Source organism: Flavobacterium sp. Sd200 (genome assembly GCF_009826935.1).
Taxonomy (GTDB): Bacteria; Bacteroidota; Bacteroidia; order Flavobacteriales; family Flavobacteriaceae; genus Flavobacterium.
Genome location: NZ_WUMN01000001.1, coordinates 46080 through 71663, shown reverse-complemented (window position 1 = coordinate 71663; position 25584 = coordinate 46080). Strand labels below are relative to the sequence as shown.

The 25584-nt window shown below is 40.8% G+C and carries 19 protein-coding genes and 1 pseudogene; 17 read left to right on the top strand and 3 right to left on the bottom strand.

Annotation, left to right across the window (positions count from 1 at the left end; all coding sequences use genetic code 11):
* The first annotated feature begins 69 nt into the window (after positions 1 to 69).
* Together GR160_RS00300 and GR160_RS00295 are read left to right on the top strand one after the other, a co-directional pair.
* Positions 70 to 510, top strand: a complete 441-nt coding sequence (locus tag GR160_RS00300) for a hypothetical protein (RefSeq protein WP_160747843.1) — start codon at positions 70 to 72, stop codon at positions 508 to 510.
* A gap of 146 nt (positions 511 to 656) precedes the next feature.
* On the top strand, positions 657 to 1835 hold the full coding sequence (locus GR160_RS00295; RefSeq protein ID WP_160747842.1) for an acetyl-CoA C-acyltransferase: 1179 nt from the start codon (positions 657 to 659) through the stop codon (positions 1833 to 1835).
* 94 nt (positions 1836 to 1929) lie between these two features.
* Here the strand turns inward: GR160_RS00295 and GR160_RS00290 are convergent, their stop codons facing one another.
* Positions 1930 to 2820 carry a DUF808 domain-containing protein gene (locus GR160_RS00290; RefSeq protein WP_160747841.1) on the bottom strand — a complete coding sequence of 297 codons (891 nt, stop codon included), beginning with the start codon at positions 2818 to 2820 and terminating at the stop codon, positions 1930 to 1932.
* A 295-nt stretch (positions 2821 to 3115) separates the two neighbouring features.
* Here GR160_RS00290 and GR160_RS00285 point away from each other — a divergent pair, with 295 nt between their 5' ends.
* The 7 genes from GR160_RS00285 to GR160_RS00255 all read left to right on the top strand — a co-directional run bounded on the left by GR160_RS00285 (position 3116) and on the right by GR160_RS00255 (position 12717).
* Positions 3116 to 3877 carry a C40 family peptidase gene (locus tag GR160_RS00285; protein ID WP_160747840.1) on the top strand — a complete coding sequence of 254 codons (762 nt, stop codon included), beginning with the start codon at positions 3116 to 3118 and terminating at the stop codon, positions 3875 to 3877.
* A gap of 72 nt (positions 3878 to 3949) precedes the next feature.
* A complete protein-coding gene (locus GR160_RS00280; protein WP_160747839.1) occupies positions 3950 to 4795 on the top strand; it encodes an alpha/beta hydrolase in 846 nt (281 codons plus the stop codon).
* Between the two features lie 64 nt (positions 4796 to 4859).
* Positions 4860 to 5360, top strand: a complete 501-nt coding sequence (locus tag GR160_RS00275) for a carboxypeptidase-like regulatory domain-containing protein (RefSeq protein ID WP_160747838.1) — start codon at positions 4860 to 4862, stop codon at positions 5358 to 5360.
* Entirely contained in the window at positions 5360 to 6055 is a 696-nt protein-coding gene (locus tag GR160_RS00270) for a carboxypeptidase-like regulatory domain-containing protein (RefSeq protein WP_160747837.1), read from the top strand. The genes GR160_RS00275 and GR160_RS00270 overlap by 1 nt, the downstream gene beginning before the upstream one ends.
* A 679-nt stretch (positions 6056 to 6734) precedes the next feature.
* Entirely contained in the window at positions 6735 to 7112 is a 378-nt protein-coding gene (locus tag GR160_RS00265) for a hypothetical protein (protein WP_240409066.1), read from the top strand.
* An 82-nt stretch (positions 7113 to 7194) separates the two neighbouring features.
* Entirely contained in the window at positions 7195 to 11574 is a 4380-nt protein-coding gene (locus GR160_RS00260) for a CusA/CzcA family heavy metal efflux RND transporter (RefSeq protein WP_160747836.1), read from the top strand.
* Positions 11575 to 11577: 3 nt separating this feature from the next.
* Positions 11578 to 12717, top strand: a complete 1140-nt coding sequence (locus GR160_RS00255; RefSeq protein WP_116787916.1) for an efflux RND transporter periplasmic adaptor subunit — start codon at positions 11578 to 11580, stop codon at positions 12715 to 12717.
* Between the two features lie 234 nt (positions 12718 to 12951).
* Here GR160_RS00255 and GR160_RS00250 read toward each other — a convergent pair whose 3' ends face one another.
* Positions 12952 to 15072, bottom strand: a complete 2121-nt coding sequence (locus GR160_RS00250; RefSeq protein WP_160747835.1) for a cation:proton antiporter — start codon at positions 15070 to 15072, stop codon at positions 12952 to 12954.
* Between the two features lie 3 nt (positions 15073 to 15075).
* Positions 15076 to 15651 carry a hypothetical protein gene (locus tag GR160_RS00245; RefSeq protein ID WP_116787914.1) on the bottom strand — a complete coding sequence of 192 codons (576 nt, stop codon included), beginning with the start codon at positions 15649 to 15651 and terminating at the stop codon, positions 15076 to 15078.
* Positions 15652 to 15906: 255 nt separating this feature from the next.
* On the opposite strand from GR160_RS00245, the gene GR160_RS00240 reads away from it, so the two are divergent.
* The 8 genes and pseudogenes from GR160_RS00240 (at position 15907) to GR160_RS00205 (ending at position 25493) form a co-directional block, all read left to right on the top strand.
* Positions 15907 to 16290 carry a hypothetical protein gene (locus GR160_RS00240; RefSeq protein WP_116787913.1) on the top strand — a complete coding sequence of 128 codons (384 nt, stop codon included), beginning with the start codon at positions 15907 to 15909 and terminating at the stop codon, positions 16288 to 16290.
* Positions 16291 to 16456: 166 nt separating this feature from the next.
* Positions 16457 to 17563 carry an efflux RND transporter periplasmic adaptor subunit gene (locus GR160_RS00235; protein WP_116787912.1) on the top strand — a complete coding sequence of 369 codons (1107 nt, stop codon included), beginning with the start codon at positions 16457 to 16459 and terminating at the stop codon, positions 17561 to 17563.
* 39 nt (positions 17564 to 17602) lie between these two features.
* Positions 17603 to 20716: an efflux RND transporter permease subunit gene (locus GR160_RS00230; protein WP_116787911.1), complete on the top strand. Its 3114-nt coding sequence runs from the start codon at positions 17603 to 17605 to the stop codon at positions 20714 to 20716.
* Between the two features lie 2 nt (positions 20717 to 20718).
* The gene (locus tag GR160_RS00225; RefSeq protein ID WP_116787910.1) at positions 20719 to 22188 is read left to right on the top strand and encodes a TolC family protein; all 1470 of its coding nucleotides are present in this window, start codon (positions 20719 to 20721) and stop codon (positions 22186 to 22188) included.
* 59 nt (positions 22189 to 22247) lie between these two features.
* Positions 22248 to 23225 (top strand): annotated as a pseudogene (locus tag GR160_RS00220) (chloride channel protein); the annotation flags it as partial.
* A gap of 260 nt (positions 23226 to 23485) precedes the next feature.
* A complete protein-coding gene (locus GR160_RS00215; protein ID WP_160747834.1) occupies positions 23486 to 23938 on the top strand; it encodes an Hsp20/alpha crystallin family protein in 453 nt (150 codons plus the stop codon).
* A 67-nt stretch (positions 23939 to 24005) separates the two neighbouring features.
* Positions 24006 to 25160 carry a cation:proton antiporter gene (locus tag GR160_RS00210; RefSeq protein WP_116790746.1) on the top strand — a complete coding sequence of 385 codons (1155 nt, stop codon included), beginning with the start codon at positions 24006 to 24008 and terminating at the stop codon, positions 25158 to 25160.
* A 42-nt stretch (positions 25161 to 25202) separates the two neighbouring features.
* Positions 25203 to 25493: a hypothetical protein gene (locus GR160_RS00205; protein ID WP_160747833.1), complete on the top strand. Its 291-nt coding sequence runs from the start codon at positions 25203 to 25205 to the stop codon at positions 25491 to 25493.
* The last annotated feature ends 91 nt before the right edge of the window (positions 25494 to 25584 follow it).

Below are 25584 nucleotides of genomic sequence, written 5' to 3'. Positions count from 1 at the left end.
CATTTTATAACAACCATTCATTTTTATATCTCTTTGTTGTATTTTTGGTAAAATCTAAAGCTTGAAACAATGCAAGGCACATGGAAAGGTTATTACCGGTACGAAAAAGAAACTATACGGGATATTGTAGGGTTCGAGCAAACAAATTATACAATTACCATTACTTCTTTTAATGGCAAAAATTTTGAAGGCATAGTTAACGATGATATAGAGACAGGTGGAATGGAAGGTACCGGAAAAATTATTGGTACACTAATCGATAATAAAATCACGTTTGAAAAATTTATGCCAAAAGCATCTGTGATTATTAATACCGATGGGGAACTAAAGAAAACCAATAAAAAGCATAAAACGCTTTATTATTCTGGAAAAATATCCGACACTAAAAAAGAAATAATGGGAACCTGGAGATTTAACCTTTCACTAATTTTATTATTCGGTTTTATTCCAATTATATATAGACCTGGAAAAGGAACATGGAGTATGAAGCTTACAGACAGCGAAAGCTAAATCTCAAAATTAAATCATCCAAAGACTTCAAAAATTATTAATCACCAATAAAACCATTGTTTCACAAACTTTTTTTTGATAAATTAATTTTTATACACTAAATTTTTAATTAAATTCGCAATACAAAACAAGCAGATAATTGTATCATGAATAAAAAAGTAGTAATCGTATCGGCAGTGCGTACCCCTATTGGCAGCTTTATGGGAGGATTATCTACCGTTACAGCTCCGCAGTTGGGTGCAGCCGCTATAAAAGGTGCTCTTGAAAAAATAAATTTAGACCCAGCCCTTGTAAACGAAGTATTAATAGGCAACGTGGTTCAGGCTGGTGTGGGCCAGGCTCCGGCACGCCAGGCATCGCGCCTTGCAGGCCTGCCCGATAATGTTATTGCTACAACTGTAAATAAAGTGTGCGCCAGCGGTATGAAAGCCGTAATGCAGGCAGCGCAGGCCATACAATGCGGCGATGCCGATATTATTGTGGCAGGAGGCATGGAAAACATGAGCCTTATTCCGCATTATGTGCACATGAGGAACGGCTATAAATTTGGTCCTGCCCAAATGATTGACGGCTTACAGCGCGATGGCCTTAGCGATGCATACGACAATAATGCCATGGGGGTTTGTGCCGATGCCTGCGCTACTGAATATAAAGTGAGCCGCGAAGATCAGGATGCTTTCGCAATTGCCTCCTACCAACGCAGTGCTGCTGCATGGGATGCAGGCAAGTTTGACAACGAAGTAGTGCCTGTTGCCGTGCCCCAACGCAAAGGCGACCCTATAATGGTTACTAAAGACGAAGAATATACTAATGTAAAAATTGATAAAATTCCGGCGTTAAACCCTGTGTTTACAAAAGACGGAACCGTTACTGCAGCCAATGCTTCAACAATTAACGATGGTGCTGCGGCTTTGGTAATTATGAGCGAAGAGAAAGCTAATGAACTTGGACTAAAACCCCTTGCTTACATTAAAGGCTATGCAGATGCCGAACAGGAGCCTAAATGGTTTACCACCTCTCCAGCCCTTGCGTTGCCAAAAGCTCTTGATAAAGCAGGCATAACTAAACAGGATGTAGACTTTTTTGAGTTCAATGAGGCGTTCTCTGTAGTAGGTATTGCCAACACCCGCATTTTAGGACTTGACCCTGAAAAAGTAAATGTTAATGGTGGTGCAGTATCGTTAGGTCATCCACTGGGATGCAGTGGCGCAAGAATTATCGTTACGCTGATAAATGTATTAGAACAAAATAATGCCAAAATTGGTGCCGCTGCTATATGCAATGGTGGTGGTGGTGCTTCGGCTATTGTTATAGAAAGAGCATAAAAAACTTAAGCCACGGAATTGCACTAATGTTTTACAGCTAATTCCCTATAAGGATATGCATGTAAATTAATGCAATTCCGTGGCTTTAATTTTATTAAACTGCTTTTGCAGGTTTAAAAAGAGAAATGATCTTTTTAACAACAGTAAATACAATTACCGCCAATATTCCTGCTATTAGGCCAATAGTAAATTGTTTTAGGAACGAAGGCACAGCCGGAACAATGTGGTGCAAATAATCTACATTGTGTACAAATATCCCTCCCGATACAAGCAATAAAGCAAGCGTGCCAATAACCGCTAAAAACTTTATTACAAGCGGCAGCAGTTTTACCAGAAACTGTCCGAGGGCAGATAAAAAGCCTTTATTATTGCTGCGCTTCATTAGGTTATAACCGGCATCATCCATCCTTACAATAAGAGCCACAAGACCATAAACACCTACTGTAGCCACAAAAGCTACAATAGAAACGGTTAATATTTGTGTAACAAGATCTTCTCCCAAAACAGTACCAAGCGCTATAATCACAATTTCTACCGAAAGTATAAAATCTGTAGTGATTGCTGACTTTACCTTTACTTTTTCAGCATCCAGGGCTTCAGCTTCAGTGGCTTCTTCCACCTCTTTTACAGCGGTAGCATCTTCATGCTTTTTATGGAAAAAGAATTCAATAATTTTCTCAACGCCCTCAAAAGCAAGGTAAAAACCACCTGCAATCAGTATCCATTTTATGGCCACCGGAAAAAAGAAATTGAGCAAAAAAACTATTGGCAACAATATAAGCTTGTTTAAGAACGAACCTTTTGTAATAGCCCATAAAACGGGCAGTTCTCTCGACGATAAAAATCCTGTTGCTTTTTCTGCGTTTACTGCAAGGTCATCTCCTAAGATGCCTGCTGTTTTTTGTGTTGCAATTTTGCTGCTTACAGCTACATCATCCATTAGTGCAGCTATGTCATCTAAAATTGCAAAAAAACCTGAAGCCATATTTAATATTTAGTGATTGGTTTTACAAATATAGACAAAACAGCCACTTTTAAAAGGATCTGCCAACCCAAGTATGATTAATTTTTTGGTAAAATTTCTTCTTTGGAATTCTTTACAGAAAGTTTAGGTGTACGTTAAACCTGATATTATTATCTTATACTTTCTTTACGTATTTTCCTTAATACTGTAAGCAAGGCTTAAAAATTAACTGCTATATTTGTGCTTTGGAGAAAAGCTTCAGTAAAGACACCGTTACTAAGTAATAAACAGAACCTATAAAATAATCTATCAAAAAATGTTTGGTATTTGTAATCTTGCCATTGTGCCGCTTCGGCTTGAACCCAGTGACAGAAGCGAAATGACATCGCAGGTTTTGTTTGGCGAGCACTTTAAAATACTGGAACAAACCGAGAAATGGTCGCGCATAGAAATGGGCTTTGACAATTATACTGGATGGATAGATAACAAACAATTCCGTAGTATTACCGATGCAGAATATAATCAGCTTCAGGAAAGTGCCCCGGTGCTTAATGCCGATCTCATAGAATGTATTGCTACCCCAAACAACAGCCTGATGAGCATACCTATTGGCTCGTCTATTACTTTTTTAGACACACCATCGCTCAACCCCGAAGGTTATGTTTTTGAGGGGCTAAAAGCAAGTGGTGTTACCAGCAAGCAAAACATAGTGCAAACGGCTTTTATGTACCTCAACGCTCCCTACCTGTGGGGAGGGCGCACCCCTTTTGGCATAGACTGCTCCGGAATGGTGCAACTGGTATATAAACTCAATGGCTACAATTTATTGCGAGATGCCTACCAACAGGCCACACAGGGCGAAGCACTGAGCTTTATTGAAGAAAGTGAACCCGGTGACCTTGCCTTTTTTGATAACGACGAAGGCCGCATTATACATGTAGGCATTATAATGGAAGATAACCACATTATTCATGCACACGGAAAAGTGCGCATAGACAGGCTGGACCATTTAGGCATTTATAATGTAGATTCCGGAAGGCACACCCATAAACTAAGGGTTATTAAAAAAATCGTCTAACTTTTTTAGACTAAATATACAAGGCAGGTTTACATCCTGCTTTTTTTGTATCTTAATGGCAAATAAAATGTTATGAAATATCCTTATGTATTAATACTGTTCATTGGCCTGTTGTTTGGCTGTTCGTCTAATGATGACACAAACAATGAAGTCCTAAACCTACCCCAGGAATCACTTGTAGATGTAGCTTATGGACCAGATCCGCTGCAAACCATGGATGTGTACCTACCTGCCAATCGTAACAGCACAGACACCAAAGTTGTTATTGTGGTACACGGCGGCTCGTGGGTGGGCGGAGATAAAGATGATATGGCTGAAGCAGCCCTTTTAATTCAGGAAGAGTTTCCGGAACATGCCATTGTAAACATAAATTACAGGCTTGCCACCACGACCAGCCCAGCCTATCCTAAACAGATTGAAGACATACAGCAGGTGGTAAACTTTTTAAAGAACAGTGATTACCATATATCTAACCAATATGCTTTTTTAGGAGCCAGCGCCGGGGCGCACCTTGCCATGCTGTACAGCTATAAATATGATACTGCACACGAAGTTAAAGCCGTTTGCAACATTGTAGGCCCGGCAGATTTTACAGATCCGGCATACGTAAGCCATCCGCTGTATCCGTTTGCGGCACTTATAGTATTAGGCACACAGAACATCACACCTGCACTCATAGAAAATGTTAACCCTATTGCGCACATAACACCACAGTCTCCTCCCACAATTATGTTTTATGGCGGTGCAGACGAGCTTGTACCCTCCAGCCAGGGTCCACGGCTAAAGGCTTCACTCGATGCCGCAGGAGTTTACAATGAATTTAATTTCTATGAGGAAGGTGGTCATGCCGATTGGGATGACGCTACTTTTGCCGAAGTATATGCAAAGCTCACCGCCTTTTTTGAGACACGGTTTTAATTCGAACAATATTTAAGAGGTTTTTATTGTTGTATTAAATGATAACCAAACTATTGCACACCACATGACACCAACCCAACACAACAATCACAGTATAAAAACAGTAAAGTTTTTTATATACGCAGTTATATTATGTTTTTATAGTCTTAATTCGGCACAAATAATTGCCCAAACTAATCAGGCTACTCAGGTTAAATCCCTTACCGTTAAAGGAAAGATAACCGACACGGATGGCATGCCCCTACCCGGAGCAGCGATAATAAACACTACTACCAAAGCAAGTGTAAACACCAATATAGATGGTGAATTTACTATAGAATCAGCCATAAATGATATGCTGGAAATAAGTTTTTTAGGCATGAAATCTCAAAATGTAACAGTTACAGGTTTAGATACAATAGAAATTGCTTTGACCGATTCCGGTACTGCAGGAAATACAAATTTAGCCGCCTATCCTGCCCAGGCAAAAGCTACGGCAACAAACAAGCCTCTTAAATTCAACATGCCCGATGCTAACTTTTTCAGTAATCTGATGTATTATGTTAGCACTAAAGTTAAAGAATAATGGCATCTAAACTTCAAATATCGATACTGCAGCCATGCCATGAAAACTGGCAGGATATGACTATGGCCGATAAAGGCAGGTTTTGTGCTTCTTGCCAAAAGGAAGTCTTGGATTTCACAAAATTATCTGACAGGCAAATTGCAGAAGTTTTAAAAAAAGACGGCAAACTCTGCGGAAGGTTTTATACTTCTCAACTCGACAGAGATCTTGTTATACCTAAAGAAAAGAGTACATTATGGGTAGCGGCGGGTGCAGCTGCGATGACATTTATAAGCTTAGGAAATGAAGAAGTTTTTGCGCAAAATAAAGAACAGGAAACATTACAACTGCAACACGAAACAATCAATGATACTGCATCAATACCGAATCAAAAAATAATTAAAGGTATTGTAGTGGATGAATTCAATGTTGTTATTCCCGGTGTAGAAATTGTAAACCTAAATTCCGGTAAAAAAATATTAACTGACATACACGGATATTTTTGTATTGAAGCTGAAGTTTGCGACGAAATTGATTTCCAAATTTTAGGGATGCAATCACAACATATCATAATAGAAGAAGACAATGATAATTTAAACATCGTTTTGAAAGAAGATACGTCCCTGCTCTCTGAAATTTTAATATTGGGAGGAATTAGTGTGCGCCACACCTTTTTTGGGCGCGTGTTCAACTCTATAGGAAATATATTTAGGTAATTAAAATCCTGAAAAAAAAATGCCCCTGCTTTACAGCAGAGGCATCTATTATCTAAAATCTAATTCTCTTATCTAAAAGAATTATTTAACTTCTTCAAAACTAACAGGTCTTAAATATTAATAACTTACGATTCAATGGTACAAATAAGGTACAAAATAAGCTTAACTTATTATTACTTTATAAGATTGGTAAACTAATTACTTTGCCCCTATCCCCCAATTTAATGACGACAGTATTACTTGTAAACCAATATATATGGTCAATTTAAAATCTGCGAAAGTGTTTAATCAAGTATTGATGCAGATGATTATCGTGAAACAAAAGTAGCATACAATCTCGTTTTGTTAAATAAATTTACGTGATTAAAAAAAGGACAAAACGAAGATATTTTCGATTTGCTCGGTTTATAGCGTTGCCTGAACAAATGTCGAACTTTTTGAAGGAAGATTTAGAACGCTTGACAAATTATTTTAGCTATTTTAAACTTAAAAGTTCCCAAAATTAGTAAAAAAATAAAGTGTTCGAACCCTTGACAGCCCACAAAAGACAAACAGTGCCATTGGAAGACAATGGCGTTGTTTTTTTCTTCTACTCCCAATTCTTTCCACATTTTAGTTTTTACTTTGATGCCATTGAAAATAATTTGCTGTTATTGCTTCAACTTGATACCTTTGCATTGTGCGAAAAATATGTATCTACATACTTGTCCTTGTACTTAACTTTAATAACTGTCTGTTTGAGCAGTTGTTTAAGGTACCCGTACTTATTGAACATTATGTAGAACATCAGGATAGAAATGCCGATATTTCGTTTACTGATTTTCTTGCCATGCACTACTGGGGAAAAGACATTAATGATACCGATGATGAACGTGACAGGCAGCTTCCGTTTAAAAATATAGACCACCACGTGTCGCATCTTGTATTTATACCTAACCGTATATATACCTCAAATGTGCGTATTGTACCTACTGCTTCGCATATCATAATTAATTACAAGAATAATCTTCGCCACAACCCACACTTAGGGGCATTGTTCAGGCCACCTATCGCATAATTCTTTTTACCGGTTTTGATCGATACCATGCTGCATAAGTTGCAGCTTGATGTATTGCATTTTTAATTCCAAAAAAGAAGATATGCTTAATAAGATAATCCAGTTTTCAGTAAAGAATAAACTGGCAATAGGCATTTTTACACTGCTGTGGATAGTCTATGGCGTGTATGAAGTAAGCCGCTTGCCAATTGATGCCGTGCCTGACATCACTAACAATCAGGTACAGATAATAACCACTGCGCCATCGCTGGGTGCGGAAGATGTAGAACGCCTTATAACCTTCCCTATAGAGCAGGCTGTAAGCAACATCCCCCAACTAAAAGAAAGCCGTAGTATTTCACGCTTCGGGCTGTCGGTAGTGTCTATAGTCTTCGATGATGATACTGATGTGTATTGGGCGCGCCAGCAAGTGGCCGAGCGCCTTCAAAAAGTAGACATTAATGAAAATGCCAACCTGCCGGAAATGGCACCCGTTACTACCGGCCTAGGCGAAATTTACCAGTATGTATTAAAACCGCAACCGGGATATGAAAACAAATATTCCCTCGAAGAGCTGCGCACCATACAGGACTGGACCATACGCCGACAGCTTTTAGGCACCCCGGGCATTGCCGATGTTTCCACATTTGGTGGAAAACTCAAGCAGTATGAGGTGGCGGTAAACCCGGCAAGGCTTAAAGCGCAGAACCTTACTATAAGCGATGTATTTACGGCCCTGAATCGAAGCAACCAGAACACGGGTGGTGCTTATATTGAGAAAGGACCAACAGTGTCGTATATACGCAGCGAAGGCCTTGCCCGTAGTATTGAAGATGTAGAGAACATTGTTATAAAAACCACACAGGCCGGTACGCCGGTTCTGGTTAAGAACATTGCCGAGGTAAAGTATTCATCGGCAATACGCTATGGAGTTTTAACTACTGATGATATGGGCGAAGCCGTAGGCGGTATCGTAATGATGCTTAAGGGCGAGAATGCCAACAACGTTATAGGCAATGTAAAAACCAAAGTCGCTGAGATAGAGAAAATTCTACCGGAAGGCTTAAAGATAGAACCGTTCCTTGACCGTACCAAGATGGTAGATAATGCTATAGGCACCGTAGAGCACAACCTGCTGGAGGGTGCCATCATCGTAGTATTGGTATTGGTTATGTTTCTGGGGAATTTCAGGGCGGGTTTTATAGTGGCATCGGTAATACCACTGGCCATGCTGTTTGCCATTATCATGATGAACACCTTTGGCGTAAGCGGTAACCTTATGAGCCTTGGTGCGCTTGACTTTGGCCTTATTGTAGACGGAGCGGTGATTATTGTGGAAGCCATTCTGCATCACCTGCATTCGTCCGAAAAATATAAGAGCATCAATACTATTTCGCAGGACGAAATGGATAAAGAGGTGTCCAGATCGGCTGCCTGGATGATGAATGCGGCTGTTTTCGGGCAAATCATTATCCTTATCGTATACCTGCCCATACTCTCGCTTTCGGGTATTGAAGGTAAAATGTTTAAGCCTATGGCACAAACCGTTGCCTTTGCTATACTTGGGGCATTTATCCTTTCACTGACGTATGTACCCATGGTGAGCGCGCTGTTCATCAGTAAAAAGATAAGCCATAAGTCTAATATTTCCGACCGTGTAATGGCTAAGTTGGAAGGCTGGTATGAAAGTGCATTAAATAAGGCGCTAAAAATTCGTAAAGCCCTTGTAGGTATTGCAGTTGCCTTATTTGCCATTGCAGTGTTTCTGTTTATGCAAATGGGCGGCGAATTCATCCCTCAGCTTGAAGAAGGTGATTTTGCCGTAGAAACCCGCCTGTTGTTAGGTACAAACCTTACTACCACAGCTGAAACGATAACTAAAATATCGAAGGAACTGAAAAAGCAATATCCCGAGGTTAAAAAAGTGGTATCGCGTATAGGTAGTGCTGAAATCCCAACCGACCCCATGCCTATTGAAGGTGGCGATATGATTATTGTACTGAAAGACAAATCAGAATGGACAAGCGCATCGTCATTCCCCGAACTGGCAGAAAAAATGTCCAAGACAGTACAGAATGTTGCGCCGGGAGTAAGTACGGGTTTCCAGTATCCGGTACAAATGCGTTTTAACGAACTAATGACCGGTGCCAAACAGGATGTAGTATGTAAAATATATGGCGAAGACCTTGATAAGCTGGCGGAATATTCTGAAAAACTTGGTACCATAAGCCGCACGGTTAAAGGGACAGCCGACCTGTATGTAGAAAAAGTTATCGGTATGCCACAGATTGTTATTGACTACAACTGGGCAGAAATGGCTAAATACGGCCTGTACGTGCAGGATATTAACCGTACGGTTAATGCCGCTTTTGCCGGTGCAGTAGCAGGTAATATCTATGAAGGAGAAAAACGGTTCGACCTTGTGGTGCGTGTAGAAAACAATAGCAGGCAAGGTATTGATGATGTGCGCAACTTACTTGTAGCAACACCTTCGGGTGCGCAGATACCGTTGTACCAGGTGGCTTCAGTAAAGGAAATTGAAGGTCCTAACCAAATACAGCGTGAAGATGCCAAAAGGCGTATCATTGTTGGTTTTAACGTGCGTGGACGCGATGTACAAAGCATTGTGAACGAGCTACAGCAAAAAGTAAACGCCGAAATTAAATTCGACCCGGGGTATTATATTACTTATGGCGGTGCTTTTGAAAACCTGCAGCAGGCAAAAAGCCGCCTAGGTATTGCCGTACCTGCCGCGCTACTCATGATATTCGCATTACTTTATTTCGCGTTCCGATCGTTTAAAGAGGGTATTATCATCTTTACAGCCATACCACTATCGGCTATTGGAGGGGTGTTTGGGTTGTTCCTCCGTGATATGCCTTTTAGTATTTCAGCCGGAGTTGGCTTTATTGCGCTCTTTGGCGTAGCGGTACTTAACGGTATTGTACTGATATCAGAATTTAACCGCATACAGAAATATGGCGAACAAACCGACCCGCTACAAATTATCCTAACCGGTACTAAAAACAGGCTGCGCCCAGTACTGATGACAGCTGCTGTGGCATCGCTTGGCTTTTTACCTATGGCACTGAGCAACGGTGCAGGAGCCGAGGTGCAGCGTCCCTTAGCTACTGTGGTTATTGGTGGGTTGGTTACAGCGACATTGCTTACGCTATTTGTGCTGCCTGCCATTTACCTTATGAGCTATCACATCAAACCCCTTAAAAGAAAAATGAAAAAGAAGAATTTGGGTAATATTGCTACCATAGTACTGTTGATCTTTAGCATAAACGGTATGTTTGCGCAGCAACCTGAAAAAGTCTCGTTACAGCAATCCATAGATATTGCCCTTAAAAACAACAAACGTGTTAGCGCTGCAAAATACAACGAGCAATCTAAAAACTACCTGACCAGGTCAGCGTATGACTTGCCTAAAACTGTGATTGATGCTGATTACGGGCAGTTTAACAGCCGCATGAACGACACGCGTTTTGGCATAAGCCAGTCGTTTAATTTCCCAACGGTGTACACGAGGCAAAAGAAAGCCCTTATGGCCGGAGTTGAGGCCGCTAAGGCACAAACCCAACTCACGCAACAGCAGATTAAGGCCAGTGTGCGCACGCTGTATTATGAGTTGCAATGGCTGAATAATAAACGAGAATTACTAAAGTATGCAGATAGTATTTACCGCCTGATGGAAGATAAATCGCAACTCCGTTTTAAGGTTGGCGAAACCAATGTGTTAGAGAAAAGTGCCTCGCAGTCGGCACGGCAATACTATACCAACCAGCTGAATATGATACAGCAGGATGTTGATATTACACTCCGCTCGTTTAACGCTGTGTTGCAGGACAGTGTAAGCTATGTTCCACAGACTGACAGCATAAAGATTGATTTTAGCCCGCTTTCAGAAATGCAATCCGCTGATGATTTCCCCTTATCAAAACTTTGGCAACACGAAACCGAAGCCGCAAAATGGCGTTGGAAAACCGAGCGTGCCCGTATGTTGCCTGATTTTAACCTGGGGTACAATAACCTGAGCATAACCGGTTTCCAAACCAATGCCGCCGGACAGGATACTTACTACGGCACAGGTAACCGCTTCAGTTACATAACGGCAGGTATTAGCATACCACTATTTTTTGGGAGCCAGTCGGCAAAAAATAAAGCTGCCAAAGCCGAGTATCAAAATTATGAGGCACAGGCTTCAGCCGTAAAAACAGAACTGTTTGCACAATTGGTCAATGCGGTTAAAGAAGTAGAAAAGTATAATGCCAGCCTTAGTTATTATGAAAACGAGGGGCTTGCCAATGCGCAAACCATTATCAATGCGGCAAACGACCAATTGGGCAATGGTGATATAGACTACCTGCAATGGGTAGTGGTGGTAAACCAGGCCATTACCATAAAAAATGAATACCTGGACACCGTAAATAATTATAACAAAGCAGTGATAGCACTGCAAACCCTTACAAACCTGTAACAAATGAAAAAGTATATAATAGTAACCGCTGCGATACTGGCTTTGGTATCGTGTGGTAAAAAAGAAGAAACGGAAACTAAAGCAGAAACAACACAAGCCTCGGCTCCCAATATTGTAACCCTAACCCCAGAGCAGGCAAAGAATGCCGGAATAGTTGTTGGTTCTCCAGAAGAAAAGGAACTGAGCGGTACCGTGCAGTTGCAGGGAGAGGTTACTGTACCTCCGCAAAGTTTGGTAAATGTAACCTTTCCTTTAGGCGGATATATCCGAAAAACGAATGTTCAACCCGGCATGCATGTTCAGAAAGGACAGGTTTTAGCAATAATTGAAGACATGCAGTACATTCAACTACAGCAAGACTATCTTACAGCTAAAGAGCTGTTTAATGTGGCAGAAATGGAGTACACACGCCAAAAGGAACTGAATGCCAAAAAGGCCAGCAGCGATAAGCTTTTTGAGCAAATTAGCGCCGAGCGTGAAACCCAGCGTATTGCCACAGCTTCCTTAAAGCAAAAGCTTGAACTATTGGGTGTAAATGTTAGCAGGCTGACTTCAGCCAATATAAGTAAATCAATAAGTATCTTATCTCCTGTAAGCGGATTAGTCTCTAAGGTCAATGTGAATGTAGGTAAGTATGTAGCGCCAACAGAGATGCTTTTTGAGCTGACTGATATGAATGATGTGATGCTGACTTTTAATGCTTTTGAGAAAGACGTGCAATATCTTAAAACCGGACAGCAGCTTGACGTATACAGCAACGATAACCCGGAGAAGAAATACACTGCCAAAATTCAGTTTATAAACCATAGCCTGAATGCCGATCGTGCAGCGGTTGTAACTGCAAAACTTTACCGCTATGATGTTGTATTTATTCCGGGATTATTTGTAAACGCCAATATTCACATAAAAAATAAAAAGCAATTGGCCTTACCGCAAGAAGCCATTGTAGACTGGCAAGGCAAAAGCTATGTTTTTGAGGACAAGGGTAACGGTAGCTACACCATGATAGCAGTAAAAACGGGTATTTTACAGGATGGCTTTAAACAATTTGAGTCGGAAACAATTACTGTTTCATCTAAACTTGTAGTTAAAAATGCCTATTCATTACTTATGAAGGCTATGAATAGTGGGGAGGAAGAATAAAGCGATTTACTTTATAATTATATCGACTTTAAAATTGGGACTAAATGTTCAATTGTAATACAAACACTTTATAGATGACAAACAACGTCATTGGAAGACAATGGAGTAATTGAGTTCATATTTATACTTATTTTAAAGTTTCAAAAAACGTCAAAATTGGAGCAAGGTGTTCGACTGTGATCCCTGACACTCCACACAAAGTCAACCAAAGCCACTGGAAGACAATGGCTTTGGTTATTTAAATATCTTTCCAATAACTTTTCCTATTTCGGCAAAATCATGATGATTACTAACAGCTCTTTTTTCTGTTATAGTTTTATAAGTTTTGGAGAATGGGTAAATAAGCATATAATTATGGCCATTTAATTTTTGATTCAGCAATTCGGGGACTGCGCGCATCTGTGGGAAATAAGAGTACATGCCCCTGTCTGCCATCATTACGATCAAACCTTCATTATCTCCCAAATTATAAGCTGCTTCTTGAGCCTGTTGCCATGTTGTAACGGCGTTGAATTTAGCTTCAATATTTGCCTTTTTTATAATGCGCTTTAAAATATCCAGGGTACTGCTACTTCCATAAAAAATCATGGAAGCACCTGAATTTCGCCCTATATTCCATATTCGGAGCATTGCGTGGAAGAAACCAGCATCTTTTTCGGCATTGGCAGGAACAAGCACTATGTATTTTTTAATGGTTGATACCGGCTGCACGGCGTGATATACAATTACATTAGCATTTTTATTGCGTAAATATCCGTTATAGAGGTTGTCGGTAAAAGCAGTAGAAAAACCTTTTTCATCCTCAAGCCCAATGATAAGGTCGGTAATGCCCTGTTCTTTAATTACATTGTTAATGCCACTGACCACATCATTATCATGGCGGGTAATGGCATTTAGCTTTACGTCAGCGGCCGAGGCCATATTTACGGCCGCGCCCAATATCTTTTCGGCATTTTTTGCAGAGGATTCATTGGCTTCTTCATTAATTACGTTAATACCGAAAAGGCGGTCTTTATTAGTGATTGTCTTAACCAATAGTCCCAAGTTCACTAATTTTTCAACTGTAGTAGTGTGGTTTATAGCCAGTAGGATTTTTTCTTTTTCCTCGCTTTTTCCGGATACCGTATTGTCCTTATCTGCTTCAGCGATACGTTGGGCGCTGGCCATAGCTACAAATGAAGAAACCGTACAGGATATAAGTATTAGAAGAATGCTGCCATTCAACACATGCTCGTTCAGCAACCTGATGGGCTCCCCTGCTTCATTCTCCGATATGATGATATTATACCCAACCATCACTGATGCCAGTGTGGCTGCTGCCGATGCGGCACTCATCCCGAAAATCAGCTGCCCTTCATCGTTTGTCAGTCGGAAAGTTTTTTTGGTTAGCATCGCAGCAAGATACTTACCCCCAATTGATGCCACAAGCATTATGCCCGCAACACCCAGGGTTTCCCAACTTTGTATAAATGCATTAAAATCAATCAGCATCCCAACACTTATCAGGAAAAAGGGGATAAAAATGGCATTACCTACAAACTCCACGCGATTCATAAGGGAAGAAGTATGCGGGATAAGCCTGTTAAGTGCCAGCCCGGCAAAGAATGCCCCAATGATTGCTTCAATACCGGCAAGCTCTGCCAGCAGTGCTGCCATATAAATCATGACTATAACAAAAATATACTGCGATATTTTGTCCTCCACATTTTTAAAGAACCAGCGTGCAATAATCGGGAAGACCAGAAGTACAATCAACGTGAACACCGCCATAGAGGCTGAAAGCTGTACCCAAAAAGAAGTACCTACTTCGCCTTGGGACATTCCTACCACAACGGCTAAAACTAATAACGACAATACATCGGTAATCATAGTGCCACCCACGGTTATATTAACCGAAAGGTTTTTAGCTATACCTAAACTGCTTACCATAGGATATACGATGAGTGTATGGGATGAGAACAAGCTGGCAAACAACACAGAGGTTAAAATAGAAAAATGCAAGATGTAGTAGCCGCCCAAAAAGCCCAATACGAATGGCGCAGCAAAAGTATAGATTGAAAACGTTAAGCTCTTCCATTTATTCTTCTTGAAGTCCCCCATATCAATTTCCAGGCCTGCAAGGAACATGATATACAACAATCCTGTGGTACCGGTAACCACTACACTGCTGTCTCTTGAAAGCACATTGAAGCCGTTGGGGCCGATTACAGCCCCGGCAATAATAAGCCCAAGCAAATGTGGCACTTTAATCTTATTGAGCAAAAGGGGGATGCAGAGTATGATGATAAGCTCTATTAAGAATTTGAGTAGTGGATCCTCAATTGGAAAAGTGACGTGGTGTATACTAAGCAGCATAAATTATTTTTTAGGGGATGGAGTAAGTTCAACAGAAAAAGTAGCTTTACAGTTGTTTTGGCTGCTAATAGTTTGTATGCCTTTAATGACATTTTTCTTTAGGTCATCCAACACTATATTCACCTTCATATTACTTTTCGCTGTACTGTCAGTTGCAAAATCAAGTATAATTTTGTTGTCCACATATTGTCCTTTAAACACACGGATGAGTTTGTTATTGTTGATGACGTTGGCATACGTTCCGGTGGAATCAGATATAAATTGCCACACTTCATTGCGCTGGTCGCCAATTACATAATTATTGCAGTTTGATTCCCTGCAAACCATTTTACTGTTCCAGAATACCTGAAGACTGTCCGGCCAAGTAATACTTTTTACGAGAGTATCTTTAACTGCCGTAATGCTTGAAAGGCTATCCCTTATTTTTAAAAGAGACTGGTAATCAGCCTCTTTATCTGAAAATTGCTTTTCACGCTCCAAAAGTGCCTTTTCCCGGTTTATAAGTTCTTGTTCCTTTTTATTATCACAGGAGAATAAGATAAAGACGATTAGTAGCGGGAAAAGTTTTTTAAATAGCATAGTATAATATATAGTATAATATTTGGTGATTGATTACAATTTACGCAAAAACTTCAGGACATTAGGCTAAATAAATCATAAATGTAACAAAGTACACAGCTTTAAAATGATTTTTACTCATTCCAGATACCAGCCATTTTCGTTTTTAAAAAGTTGTTTTTTGTTAAAATGTTTCATTTCAGGCTTGACAATATTGTATATTTGGAAATTCCACTATTATCTAACATTCAAATCTATTTATAACAGAAACTACTAATGAGAGGTTTAAGGTTTTTTTATTTGATATTAGGGCTGTTGCTTTCCTTTACGGGGATATCTGCAGGTAAGCCTGTATCTATATTTAAAAAGGCCTCTCCCGAACGTTTTGTAAAACCTACGTCAAGTGTTTTACGTATTGTTCCCTTAAAAAATAGTTCCGGTTTCTCATTTCTTAAATCTAAAAAGAACCAAAAGATAAAATCATTTCGTAAAGTCGAAATGAAAAAAAAGGCAACGCAGTTAGAAACAACAGCACAGCCAAATATCTATAAAAGCGAGTTTATATTAGTAAGGCAGTACCATGATACCCGCAACTATGGGCTTACGGTGCTTTATCATATTGCACGCCATACGCATCTTCACCTTTACCAGTTGTTTTGAGTTAGGAGATTTTTGTAAATAATCAATAGCGTTGTTAAATCTAATAACCCTTCCTGTTAATAACCGGTTAGGTTTTTAGGTGATTATTTAACTCAAATACCGAATCATTCTCACTTACTATAATTCTGTACCGCAACACTATGCGGTTACAGTCATTACCTACTATATGAACCTCATTAAAAAACACCTGATATGTGTTTTATCCCTGTTTATGCTACTTTCGTGCGGGGATAAGGCAAAGAGAAAAAAAGCTGAAGTTAAAACAGTACCCGTTTATAATGTAATACAAAAAGATACCATAGTATCTAACCGCTTTGTAGCCGATATACACGCGCGAAATAATGTAGAAATACACGCCCGCGTTTCCGGCCTGCTTGAGAAAGTCTTAGTGAGCGAAGGCCAAAAGGTAAAAAAAGGGCAGCCTCTTTTTAAGATTAGCGATGTTGAACTGCAAATTCAGTTGCTTAAAGCCGATGCGGTATACAAAAACATGCTGGCTAATAAACGTATTGCAATAGTAGAACTGGAACAGGCACAAACCCTGTTTGACAAAAAAGTTATTGCTGATAAGGAAGTTGAACTTGCCAAAGCCAGGCATGATGCAGCCGCAGCAAAACTTGCACAGGCAGAAGCAGAGCGAAAAGCCATAAGCCAGCAGGTAAGCTTTACCAATATTACAGCTCCTTTTGACGGCATTATTGACCGCTTACCCTACAAAGAAGGGAGCCTGATAGAAAACGGTGCATTGCTAACCAATGTTTCACAGCTTGATGATGTGTACGCTTACTTTTCCATCCCTGAAAATATCTATTTCCAGATGATGAAGGAAAACAGCCTAGCAAGGCAGCGCGACATACAGCTGATACTGCCCAATGGTATGCTGTATGAGAAAAAAGGAGAAATGCGTACTGCCGATGGCGATATCGACCGACAGACCGGTTCTATACAATACAAAGCAAAGTTTAGTAACCCCAACGGCTTTATAAAACATGGTACCTCGGGGAAACTTATCATATCCGAACCCCGTAAGAATGTTATATTAATTCCTCAAAAATCTGTTTTCTCTATACAGGATAAGCAATTTGTTTTTCTTCTGAACAAAGACAATACGGTAAAGATGGCCAACATTACCATAGGTGGTACGCTGGACGGTATTTACATTGTAGACAAAGGCCTTAAAGCCAATGACCGTATTGTACAGGAAGGCACGCAGTCGCTTCGCGATGGCGATAAGGTAAACGTCAAAGACGCAGCCACCCGAAAAGCATCTTAAAATTATCCATTTACACAACCTGAAGAAAGAGAAAACAACATGATAGAACTATTTATCAAACGAAAGATATTGTCTTTGGTTATCTCGGTAATACTGGTACTCCTTGGCGTACTGGCATTAGCCGGGCTACCCATAACACAGTTCCCCGATATTGTGCCGCCATCGGTAACAGTAACAGCAAAATATACCGGCGCTAATGCCGAAGTATCGGCTAACGCCGTTGCCCTGCCACTTGAAAGGGCTATAAACGGCGTACCGGGTATGACGTATATGTCTACCGTAACCAGTAACGACGGGCTTACCCTGATACAGGTATTTTTTGAAGTGGGTACCGACCCTGACCTTGCAGCTGTTAACGTGCAAAACCGTGTTACCACTATACTGGATGAATTACCCGAAGAAGTTATACGTGCCGGTGTTACCACCGAAAAAGAGGTAAACAGCATGTTGATGTACCTTAATGTTACCAGCACAGATAAAATACAGGACGAGCAGTTTATTTACAATTTTACCGATATAAATGTACTTCAGGAACTAAAGCGTATAGACGGTGTGGGACGTGCTGAAATTATGGGTCAGAAAGAATACTCTATGCGGGTATGGCTCGACCCGCAAAAAATGCATGCCTATAGTATTTCGGCTAATGAAGTTATAACCTCACTACAAAAACAAAACATATCGGCAGCGCCCGGTAAAGTGGGCGAAAGTTCCGGGCAAATGAACAACGAACTGCAGTATGTAATTAAATACGGCGGTAAGTTTTTTGAGCCCGAACAATATAAGGAGATACCAATAAAGGCCAATGCCGATGGGACTATACTAAAACTGAAAGACATTTCTAACATTGAGTTTGGTGCCATGAGCTACGGCATGGTTTCTAAAACAGACGGTAAGCCTTCGGCCTCTATAATGATAAAACAACGTCCGGGTTCTAATGCCTCAGACGTTATTGCCAGTATAAAATCTAAAATGGCCGAACTGAAGCAAACATCATTCCCTCCGGGTATGGATTACAATATAGCGTATGATGTTTCGCGCTTCCTTGATGCTTCTATAGATGAGGTGCTGCACACACTTGTAGAAGCCTTCCTGCTTGTAGGCTTTGTGGTATTCCTGTTTTTACAGGACTGGCGTTCCACACTCATACCCGTACTTGCCGTTCCGGTAGCGCTTATAGGTTCTTTTACCTTTATGGCTATGCTTGGCTTTAGTATCAACCTGCTTACGCTATTCGCACTGGTGCTTTCTATAGGTATTGTGGTAGATAACGCTATTGTGGTGGTAGAAGCCGTGCACGTAAAAATATCGGAAGAACACATGGCTCCGTTACCTGCAACCATTAGTGCCATGAAAGAAATAGCCGGTGCCGTTGTGGCCATTACAATAGTTATGGCAGCGGTATTTGTACCGGTAGCATTCCTTAGCGGGCCGGTTGGGGTGTTTTACAGGCAGTTTTCCTTAACGCTTGCTATCAGCATTGTAATATCGGGTATTAACGCGCTTACACTAACACCGGCTCTTTGTGCTATAATATTAAAACCACATAACCCTGATGCAAAGAAAACATCGTTAATAAGCCGTTTTTTTAATGGGTTTAATAACGGGTTCGACCGCATTATCAACGAATACACATCATTACTAACAAAATTTGCCACACGGACTGTAGTAACCATAGGCTTGCTTGTAGTATTTTGTTTGCTTACCTGGGGGGTAGGTTCGGTTTTGCCGTCGGGCTTTATACCGGCGGAAGACCAGGGCATGGTGTATGTAAGTGTTACCACACCGCAGGGCGCCACGGTAGAGCGTACCGAAAAGGTGCTTGATGAGGTTACTGCCATAGCGCAGCAAATACAGGGAGTAGATAATGTAACCACCCTGGCGGGCTATAGTATAGTAACCGAGATAGCCGGAGCGTCTTACGGCATGGCCATGATAAACCTTAAAGACTGGAGTGAGCGCAGTATATCGGTTACTGATTTAATACAGCAGCTTAATGATAAAACAGGCAGCATAACCGATGCGCAGATAGAAGTTTTCGCACCGCCTACCGTTCCGGGTTTTGGTAATGCCAGTGGTTTTGAACTCAGGCTGCTTGATAAATCAGGAGGCAGTATTGAAAATACCGACCTGGTTACCAAAAACTTTATCCGCGAGCTAAGCGCTTCCCCTAAAATAGAAAAAAGCTTTACCAGCTTTGATGCCACCTTTCCACAATACCTTATCCATATTGATTATGATATGGCGGCTAAAAAAGGGGTATCGGTAGACAATGCCATGTCTACACTGCAAACCATGCTGGGGTCATATTACGCGACTAATTTTATCCGTTTCTCACAAATGTATAAGGTAATGGTACAGGCCAGCCCGCAGTTCAGGAGCGCACCGGAAAGCATTTTAGATATGTATGTAAAAAATGACAAGGGAGAAATGGTGCCTTTTTCTACATTCATTAGCCTTGAAAGGGTGTATGGCCCCGAAGTGCTTACGCGCTATAACATGTACACATCGGCCATGATAAACGGTGAACCTGCCGAAGGCTTTAGTAACGCCGATGCCATTGCCACAGTAGAGCGTATCGCTGCAGAAAAACTGCCAAGGGGTTTTAGTGTGGAATGGAGCGGAATGACACGTGAGGAAATCCTTTCGGGCAACCAGACTACCTATATTTTTGGCTTGTGTGTATTGTTCGTATACCTCTTGCTGGCTGCCCAGTATGAAAGCCTGCTCCTGCCATTCCCTGTATTATTGTGCCTTCCGGTAGGTATATTTGGTTCATACCTGGCCCTGATTGCTGTAGGCCTCGATAATAATATTTATGCACAGGTGGCACTGGTAATGCTCATTGGCCTGTTGGCAAAAAATGCCATACTAATTGTAGAATTTGCCATTGCCCGTGCTAAAGAAGGTTTTGGTATAGCCGAATCGGCTATTGAAGGGGCTAAGCTGCGCTTCAGGCCTATACTTATGACTTCTTTTGCTTTTATTGCAGGGCTTATACCGCTTTGTATTGCATCGGGAGCCGGAGCTGTAGGTAACCGTTCTATCGGTACTGCGGCTGCCGGGGGTATGTTCATCGGTACTGTCTTCGGGCTGATTATCATACCCGGACTTTACATTGTTTTTGCAAAATTGGAAAATACCTTTAAAAAATAACCATGACAAAATCACCCTATATATATACTGTTAAATACTTCCCATTAATACTGCTAATAGCATTATTTACAGGTTGTTCTGTACCTAAAATTGCTCAACAGCAGGAAGTAAAACCTTTGCCTGAAAAACTGGATATACCACGTTTTGATGAGGTAGCGGATAAACCGGATTATATACCGGTTACGGTTACCGGCTATTTCAAAGACCCTAAATTAGAGGCGTTATTACAAAAGGCGCTAAGCGAGAACCCGGACTACCTGGTTATGCAGGAACGTATACTGATAGCCAATTCGCACCTAAAAGTAGCAAAAATGGCATTGTTACCCTCGCTTGATATTGTTGCCGATGCATCAGGTAGCCATTATGGTAAATATACCATGGAGGGTGTAGGGAACTACGATACTAACTTTTCGCAGAATATTTCACCCAGCCAGCGGATTGCTACTGATGTAACCCCAAACTATTTTCTTGGCGGAAGGGTATCGTGGGAAGCCGATCTATGGGGAAGGCTCAGTAATAAAAAACGCGCCGCTTTGCAGCGCTACTTGGCATCTGAAGCGGGGATGAAATTGTTGCAGGCGAAACTGCTGACGGATGTAGCCAATCTATATTTTAAGCTTATTGCACTGGATAAGCAAGCCGTTATCTATAAGCAAAACCTGGAAACCCAACAGCATGCACTTGACATCGTTTCCGCACAACGTTCGGTTGGTAAGGCTACGGAGCTTGCAGTACAACAGTTTGAAGCCCAGAATAGCAACATACTTGCCCAAGCCAGGCAAATAGACCTTAACATAAACCAGACAGAAAAAGCACTACTGACTCTCTTAGGTGAATACGGGGGGACATTGGACCGAAGTGCAGACTTTTTATCGGGACATTTAGAGGTGCTGAACCAGCAGGTAAATGTAGATACCATTATCCACAAAAGGCCCGATGTAAGAGAAGCCTATTTTGAATTTTCTGCCACACACGCCGATGCAAAATCGGCACGCGCCGCATTTTTCCCGAAGCTCACATTAGGCGGTTATGCAGGTGTAAACTCTTTTTCATTGCCTACTTTGTTTGATGCTGGTTCATTGGCCTGGCAGCTTCTGGGAGGCATTACAGCTCCGGTTTTTAATAAAGGGCGGATAAAACAGCAGTTCCTCGTGGCTACAAAACAGCAGCAGATAGCGTTTTACCATTACCAAAACTCGGTCACTACTGCCTTTAATGAATTGAGCGCGTTACTGTACCGTACATCGGCTTTTGAAGAAGTTCTTGACTTCAAAAACAACGAAATTGAGCACCTTGAAGTAGCTGTAGATGTAGCCAATGAATTGTATCTTAGCGGTTATGCCAATTATCTCGAAATAATAAGCGCCCAGAAAAACAAGCTACAAGCGGAACTCGATTATGTGGATATACAGCTCTCAAATGCAAGGGCACAGGTACAGTTGTACAAAGCTTTAGGAGGTGTAATACAATAAAATCACAGATACTTATAATTAAAATGTTTAAGAAGAAACTACTGTAACTTGAAGCCTTAATGATTATAGGCAAAAAACAACTGTCTCCAAAACAGTTTATATTTTTATCGAGCGTGCTTGTGGGCATTACCGCTGCTTTAGCAGTAATACTACTCAAGTCTTTTGCGCATTTGGTATATTCCTTTGCAACATATATAAACGGCATACTGAAACTGAGTTTTATCAATAGTATTTTGCCTATAATAGGCATACTGCTTACGGTACTGGTTGTAAAAAGGCTGTTGGGTGGTACTATTGAGAAAGGGACTTCACAAATACTTTATGTAGTAGCCAGGAAAGCCAGTTTAGTACCTAAAAAGCAAATGTATGCCCAAATCCTTACCAGCTCGCTTACCGTTGGTTTAGGAGGCTCGGCTGGCCTTGAAAGCCCGATAGTGGTTACAGGGGCGGCTTTCGGGTCAAATTTTGCGCGGCAATTCAGGCTCAGCTATAAAGAACGTACCCTGCTGTTAGGCTGTGGTGTTGCAGCAGGAATAGCCGCGGCTTTTAATGCCCCGATTGCAGGGGTATTGTTTGCAGTAGAAGTGCTGCTGGTGGACGTAACGATTTCGGCTTTTACGCCTATTATGATTGCTGCTGCAACAGGCACATTGGTATAGTCAATCGTACTTAATGAAGATATCCTTCTATCGTTTCGGCAAAAGGAAACATTCGATTACCATAACATTCCGTTCTACTTACTGTTAGGCTTATTTACGTCGCTGATATCGGTATATTATTCCAGGAAGTTTTTAAAGACAGAGCATTTCTTTGCAGGCCTGCAATTGGGCGCTTATAAAAAAGCGTTCATTGGATCTATACTTTTAGGGATGTTAATTTTTGTATTCCCTACATTATTTGGTGAAGGATATGAAAGTATTAAGACCCTTGCAGACAAAAATCCCGGTAAGCTTATGGAAAATACATTGTTCGCAGATTTTAGTAACAATGAATGGGTATGTTACATAGTCCAAAAAATAATCGTTTCCTTTCTAAAATTATCATTCGACAGGCTAATAATTCGCTCTTCGAAGTGGTTAACGCTTACACCAACCATATTAAAATATGCTCTTATTGTAAGAGTATATACGAAATTATAAATAAACCTTCCTGTCCACAAAACTTGACATTTTTTCAGTTCAAATCTGAAAAAATGTCATTTTCTTTGAGTGGCATACTTTTGGTTTTTTCGTTGATACCACCTCAAAACGGTGGACGTTCGGAAATTTAATGTCTAACAATTTTAAAGTTAACCGTTATGAATCTTTTGAAAAGAAACGGAAGCCAATTACAGGGCTTTCCACGTTTGTTTTTTGATGACATCTTTGGCCGTGAGCTTTTCAATTGGGAAAACAATAACTTCTCATCTACAAGCACAACATTGCCATCGGTCAACATCAAGGAAACTTCAGAAAGCTACCAAGTGGAGGTAGCTGCCCCCGGGATGGAAAAAAGTGATTTCAACGTTACTTTAGATGGTAACCTACTGATAATTTCGTCTGCCAGGGAACTTAAGGAAACTACACAGCAGGAGACATCCACCCACAGGGAATTCAGCTATCAGTCTTTTCAACGAAGCTTTGAATTGCCTAAGAATGTAGTGGATGAACAGCACATCACTGCCCGATATGAAAACGGGGTGCTGTTGCTGACCGTTCCCAAAAAAGAAGAGGCAAAACAAAAGCCTTTCAGGATGATAAAAATTTCGTAATCCGTTTTATTTTACATCAATGAGGAGCTGCCCGTATGGGCAGCTTTTCGATTTAAAAAATACAATTATGTCATCACAATTATTTTCAGGGATGGCAGTGCTGTCCTTTTTGGTTTTATTACTAATACTTCTTTTGCGCAAGTTAAAGCAGCCTTATTTCATCGCTTACATTTTATCGGGGTTAATCCTTGGGCCCGAGCTCCTTAACATTATCCATGAACCAAAGGTAATTTCGGAACTGGGTGAAATAGGAATAGTCATGCTAATGTTTACCATTGGCAGCGATATCGATCTGCATACACTCCGTAAAAACTTTTACAAACCACTTTTGATAGCCATAGTGCAACTCGCATTGAGTTTTGTCTTTATGTATCTTATTGGAATAAAGGTTGGCTGGACTCGCGAGATAATTATCCTCACTTCTTTCATCATTAGCCTGAGCAGCTCGGCAATCATATTTCAATATCTTTCAAGGACGGGCGAAATCAAAAGTCAACTGGGTGTCATCACCTGCGGAGTGCTCCTGATACAGGATATTTTGGTGGTACCGATGATCCTGACCCTGAATATGATGTCAGGAAGCAATGCCTCGGTATTTGAGGTCATTAAAGTGTGCATAGGCGGGACATTAATTTTCCTTTTTTTGAGCGCGGCTATTAAACACAAACTTTTCCAGATTCCTATGGGCAGGGAAATCATATCGGATCACGACCTTCAGGTATTTGTCGGTTTTTGTATCTGTTTCGGGATGGCTTGGTTCAGTGCCTGGTTTGGGCTTTCACCGGCATTCGGCGCTTTTTCGGCAGGTATACTAATCAGCCAGGATAAGGCTACTCGGTGGCTAGAAAAATCGATACTACCATTCCGCGTTTTCTTTATGGCTTTCTTCTTCTTAGCGGTTGGGTTACAACTCGACATTACGTTCTTCAAGGAGAATGCCGCGACAATTCTTTTTATTACAATTTCTGTGCTTATAATCAATAGCCTGATCAATACAGTATTATTCAGGGCAACAGGAAACAGCTGGCGGGACAGCTTGTATGGCGGTGCATTATTATCGCAAATTGGCGAGTTTAGTTTTGTACTCGTGACAATGGCCTCATCATTAGGCCTCGTTGGAAACTCTACCTACCAGGTTACGCTGTCGGTTATTACCTGTACGATGCTTTTTACCTCAATATGGCTGAACATTATACAAAAATTGATTTACCGATTGACCTAAGCAAGATCAATTAAAATTTACAATTAATTAAAAAATTAAAGTATGGATAATTTCTTCTATATCTCACTCAATATAAAAACGCTTTCAGGGTTCGATTCTTACGCCACGTATAGCCTTGGCAGTGACAAAAAACAAGCGGCCACAATATTTAACCAGTTGAAAGGCTCTTCTGAACTGTCCCATAAAACCATTTTGACAATGGATCTTACTGAAATGAGCGATGGTATCCCGTTTCCGCTCAAAATGATAGAGTGCACGTTTCAGGATATTATTTACAACACCAAAATTATCACCCGGGAAATATTTAAAAACCTTAATCTTGACACCGATTAATTTTGCGCGTATAGCAAGTACCAATTAGACCTGGTAATCATCATTCATTTTGTTACAGGCAGTCTTTCTAATACTGCCTGTAACTCATAGT

Coding starts and splice junctions, on each gene's coding strand:
- GR160_RS00205 (WP_160747833.1), top strand. CDS start 25,203: ATGGATAATTTCTTCTATATCTCACTCAATATAAAAACGCTTTCAGGG.
- GR160_RS00280 (WP_160747839.1), top strand. CDS start 3,950: ATGAAATATCCTTATGTATTAATACTGTTCATTGGCCTGTTGTTTGGC.
- GR160_RS00300 (WP_160747843.1), top strand. CDS start 70: ATGCAAGGCACATGGAAAGGTTATTACCGGTACGAAAAAGAAACTATA.
- GR160_RS00285 (WP_160747840.1), top strand. CDS start 3,116: ATGTTTGGTATTTGTAATCTTGCCATTGTGCCGCTTCGGCTTGAACCC.
- GR160_RS00230 (WP_116787911.1), top strand. CDS start 17,603: ATGATAGAACTATTTATCAAACGAAAGATATTGTCTTTGGTTATCTCG.
- GR160_RS00245 (WP_116787914.1), bottom strand. CDS start 15,651: ATGCTATTTAAAAAACTTTTCCCGCTACTAATCGTCTTTATCTTATTC.
- GR160_RS00235 (WP_116787912.1), top strand. CDS start 16,457: ATGAACCTCATTAAAAAACACCTGATATGTGTTTTATCCCTGTTTATG.
- GR160_RS00240 (WP_116787913.1), top strand. CDS start 15,907: ATGAGAGGTTTAAGGTTTTTTTATTTGATATTAGGGCTGTTGCTTTCC.
- GR160_RS00270 (WP_160747837.1), top strand. CDS start 5,360: ATGGCATCTAAACTTCAAATATCGATACTGCAGCCATGCCATGAAAAC.
- GR160_RS00255 (WP_116787916.1), top strand. CDS start 11,578: ATGAAAAAGTATATAATAGTAACCGCTGCGATACTGGCTTTGGTATCG.
- GR160_RS00250 (WP_160747835.1), bottom strand. CDS start 15,072: ATGCTGCTTAGTATACACCACGTCACTTTTCCAATTGAGGATCCACTA.
- GR160_RS00260 (WP_160747836.1), top strand. CDS start 7,195: ATGCTTAATAAGATAATCCAGTTTTCAGTAAAGAATAAACTGGCAATA.
- GR160_RS00295 (WP_160747842.1), top strand. CDS start 657: ATGAATAAAAAAGTAGTAATCGTATCGGCAGTGCGTACCCCTATTGGC.
- GR160_RS00275 (WP_160747838.1), top strand. CDS start 4,860: ATGACACCAACCCAACACAACAATCACAGTATAAAAACAGTAAAGTTT.
- GR160_RS00290 (WP_160747841.1), bottom strand. CDS start 2,820: ATGGCTTCAGGTTTTTTTGCAATTTTAGATGACATAGCTGCACTAATG.
- GR160_RS00225 (WP_116787910.1), top strand. CDS start 20,719: ATGACAAAATCACCCTATATATATACTGTTAAATACTTCCCATTAATA.
- GR160_RS00215 (WP_160747834.1), top strand. CDS start 23,486: ATGAATCTTTTGAAAAGAAACGGAAGCCAATTACAGGGCTTTCCACGT.
- GR160_RS00210 (WP_116790746.1), top strand. CDS start 24,006: ATGTCATCACAATTATTTTCAGGGATGGCAGTGCTGTCCTTTTTGGTT.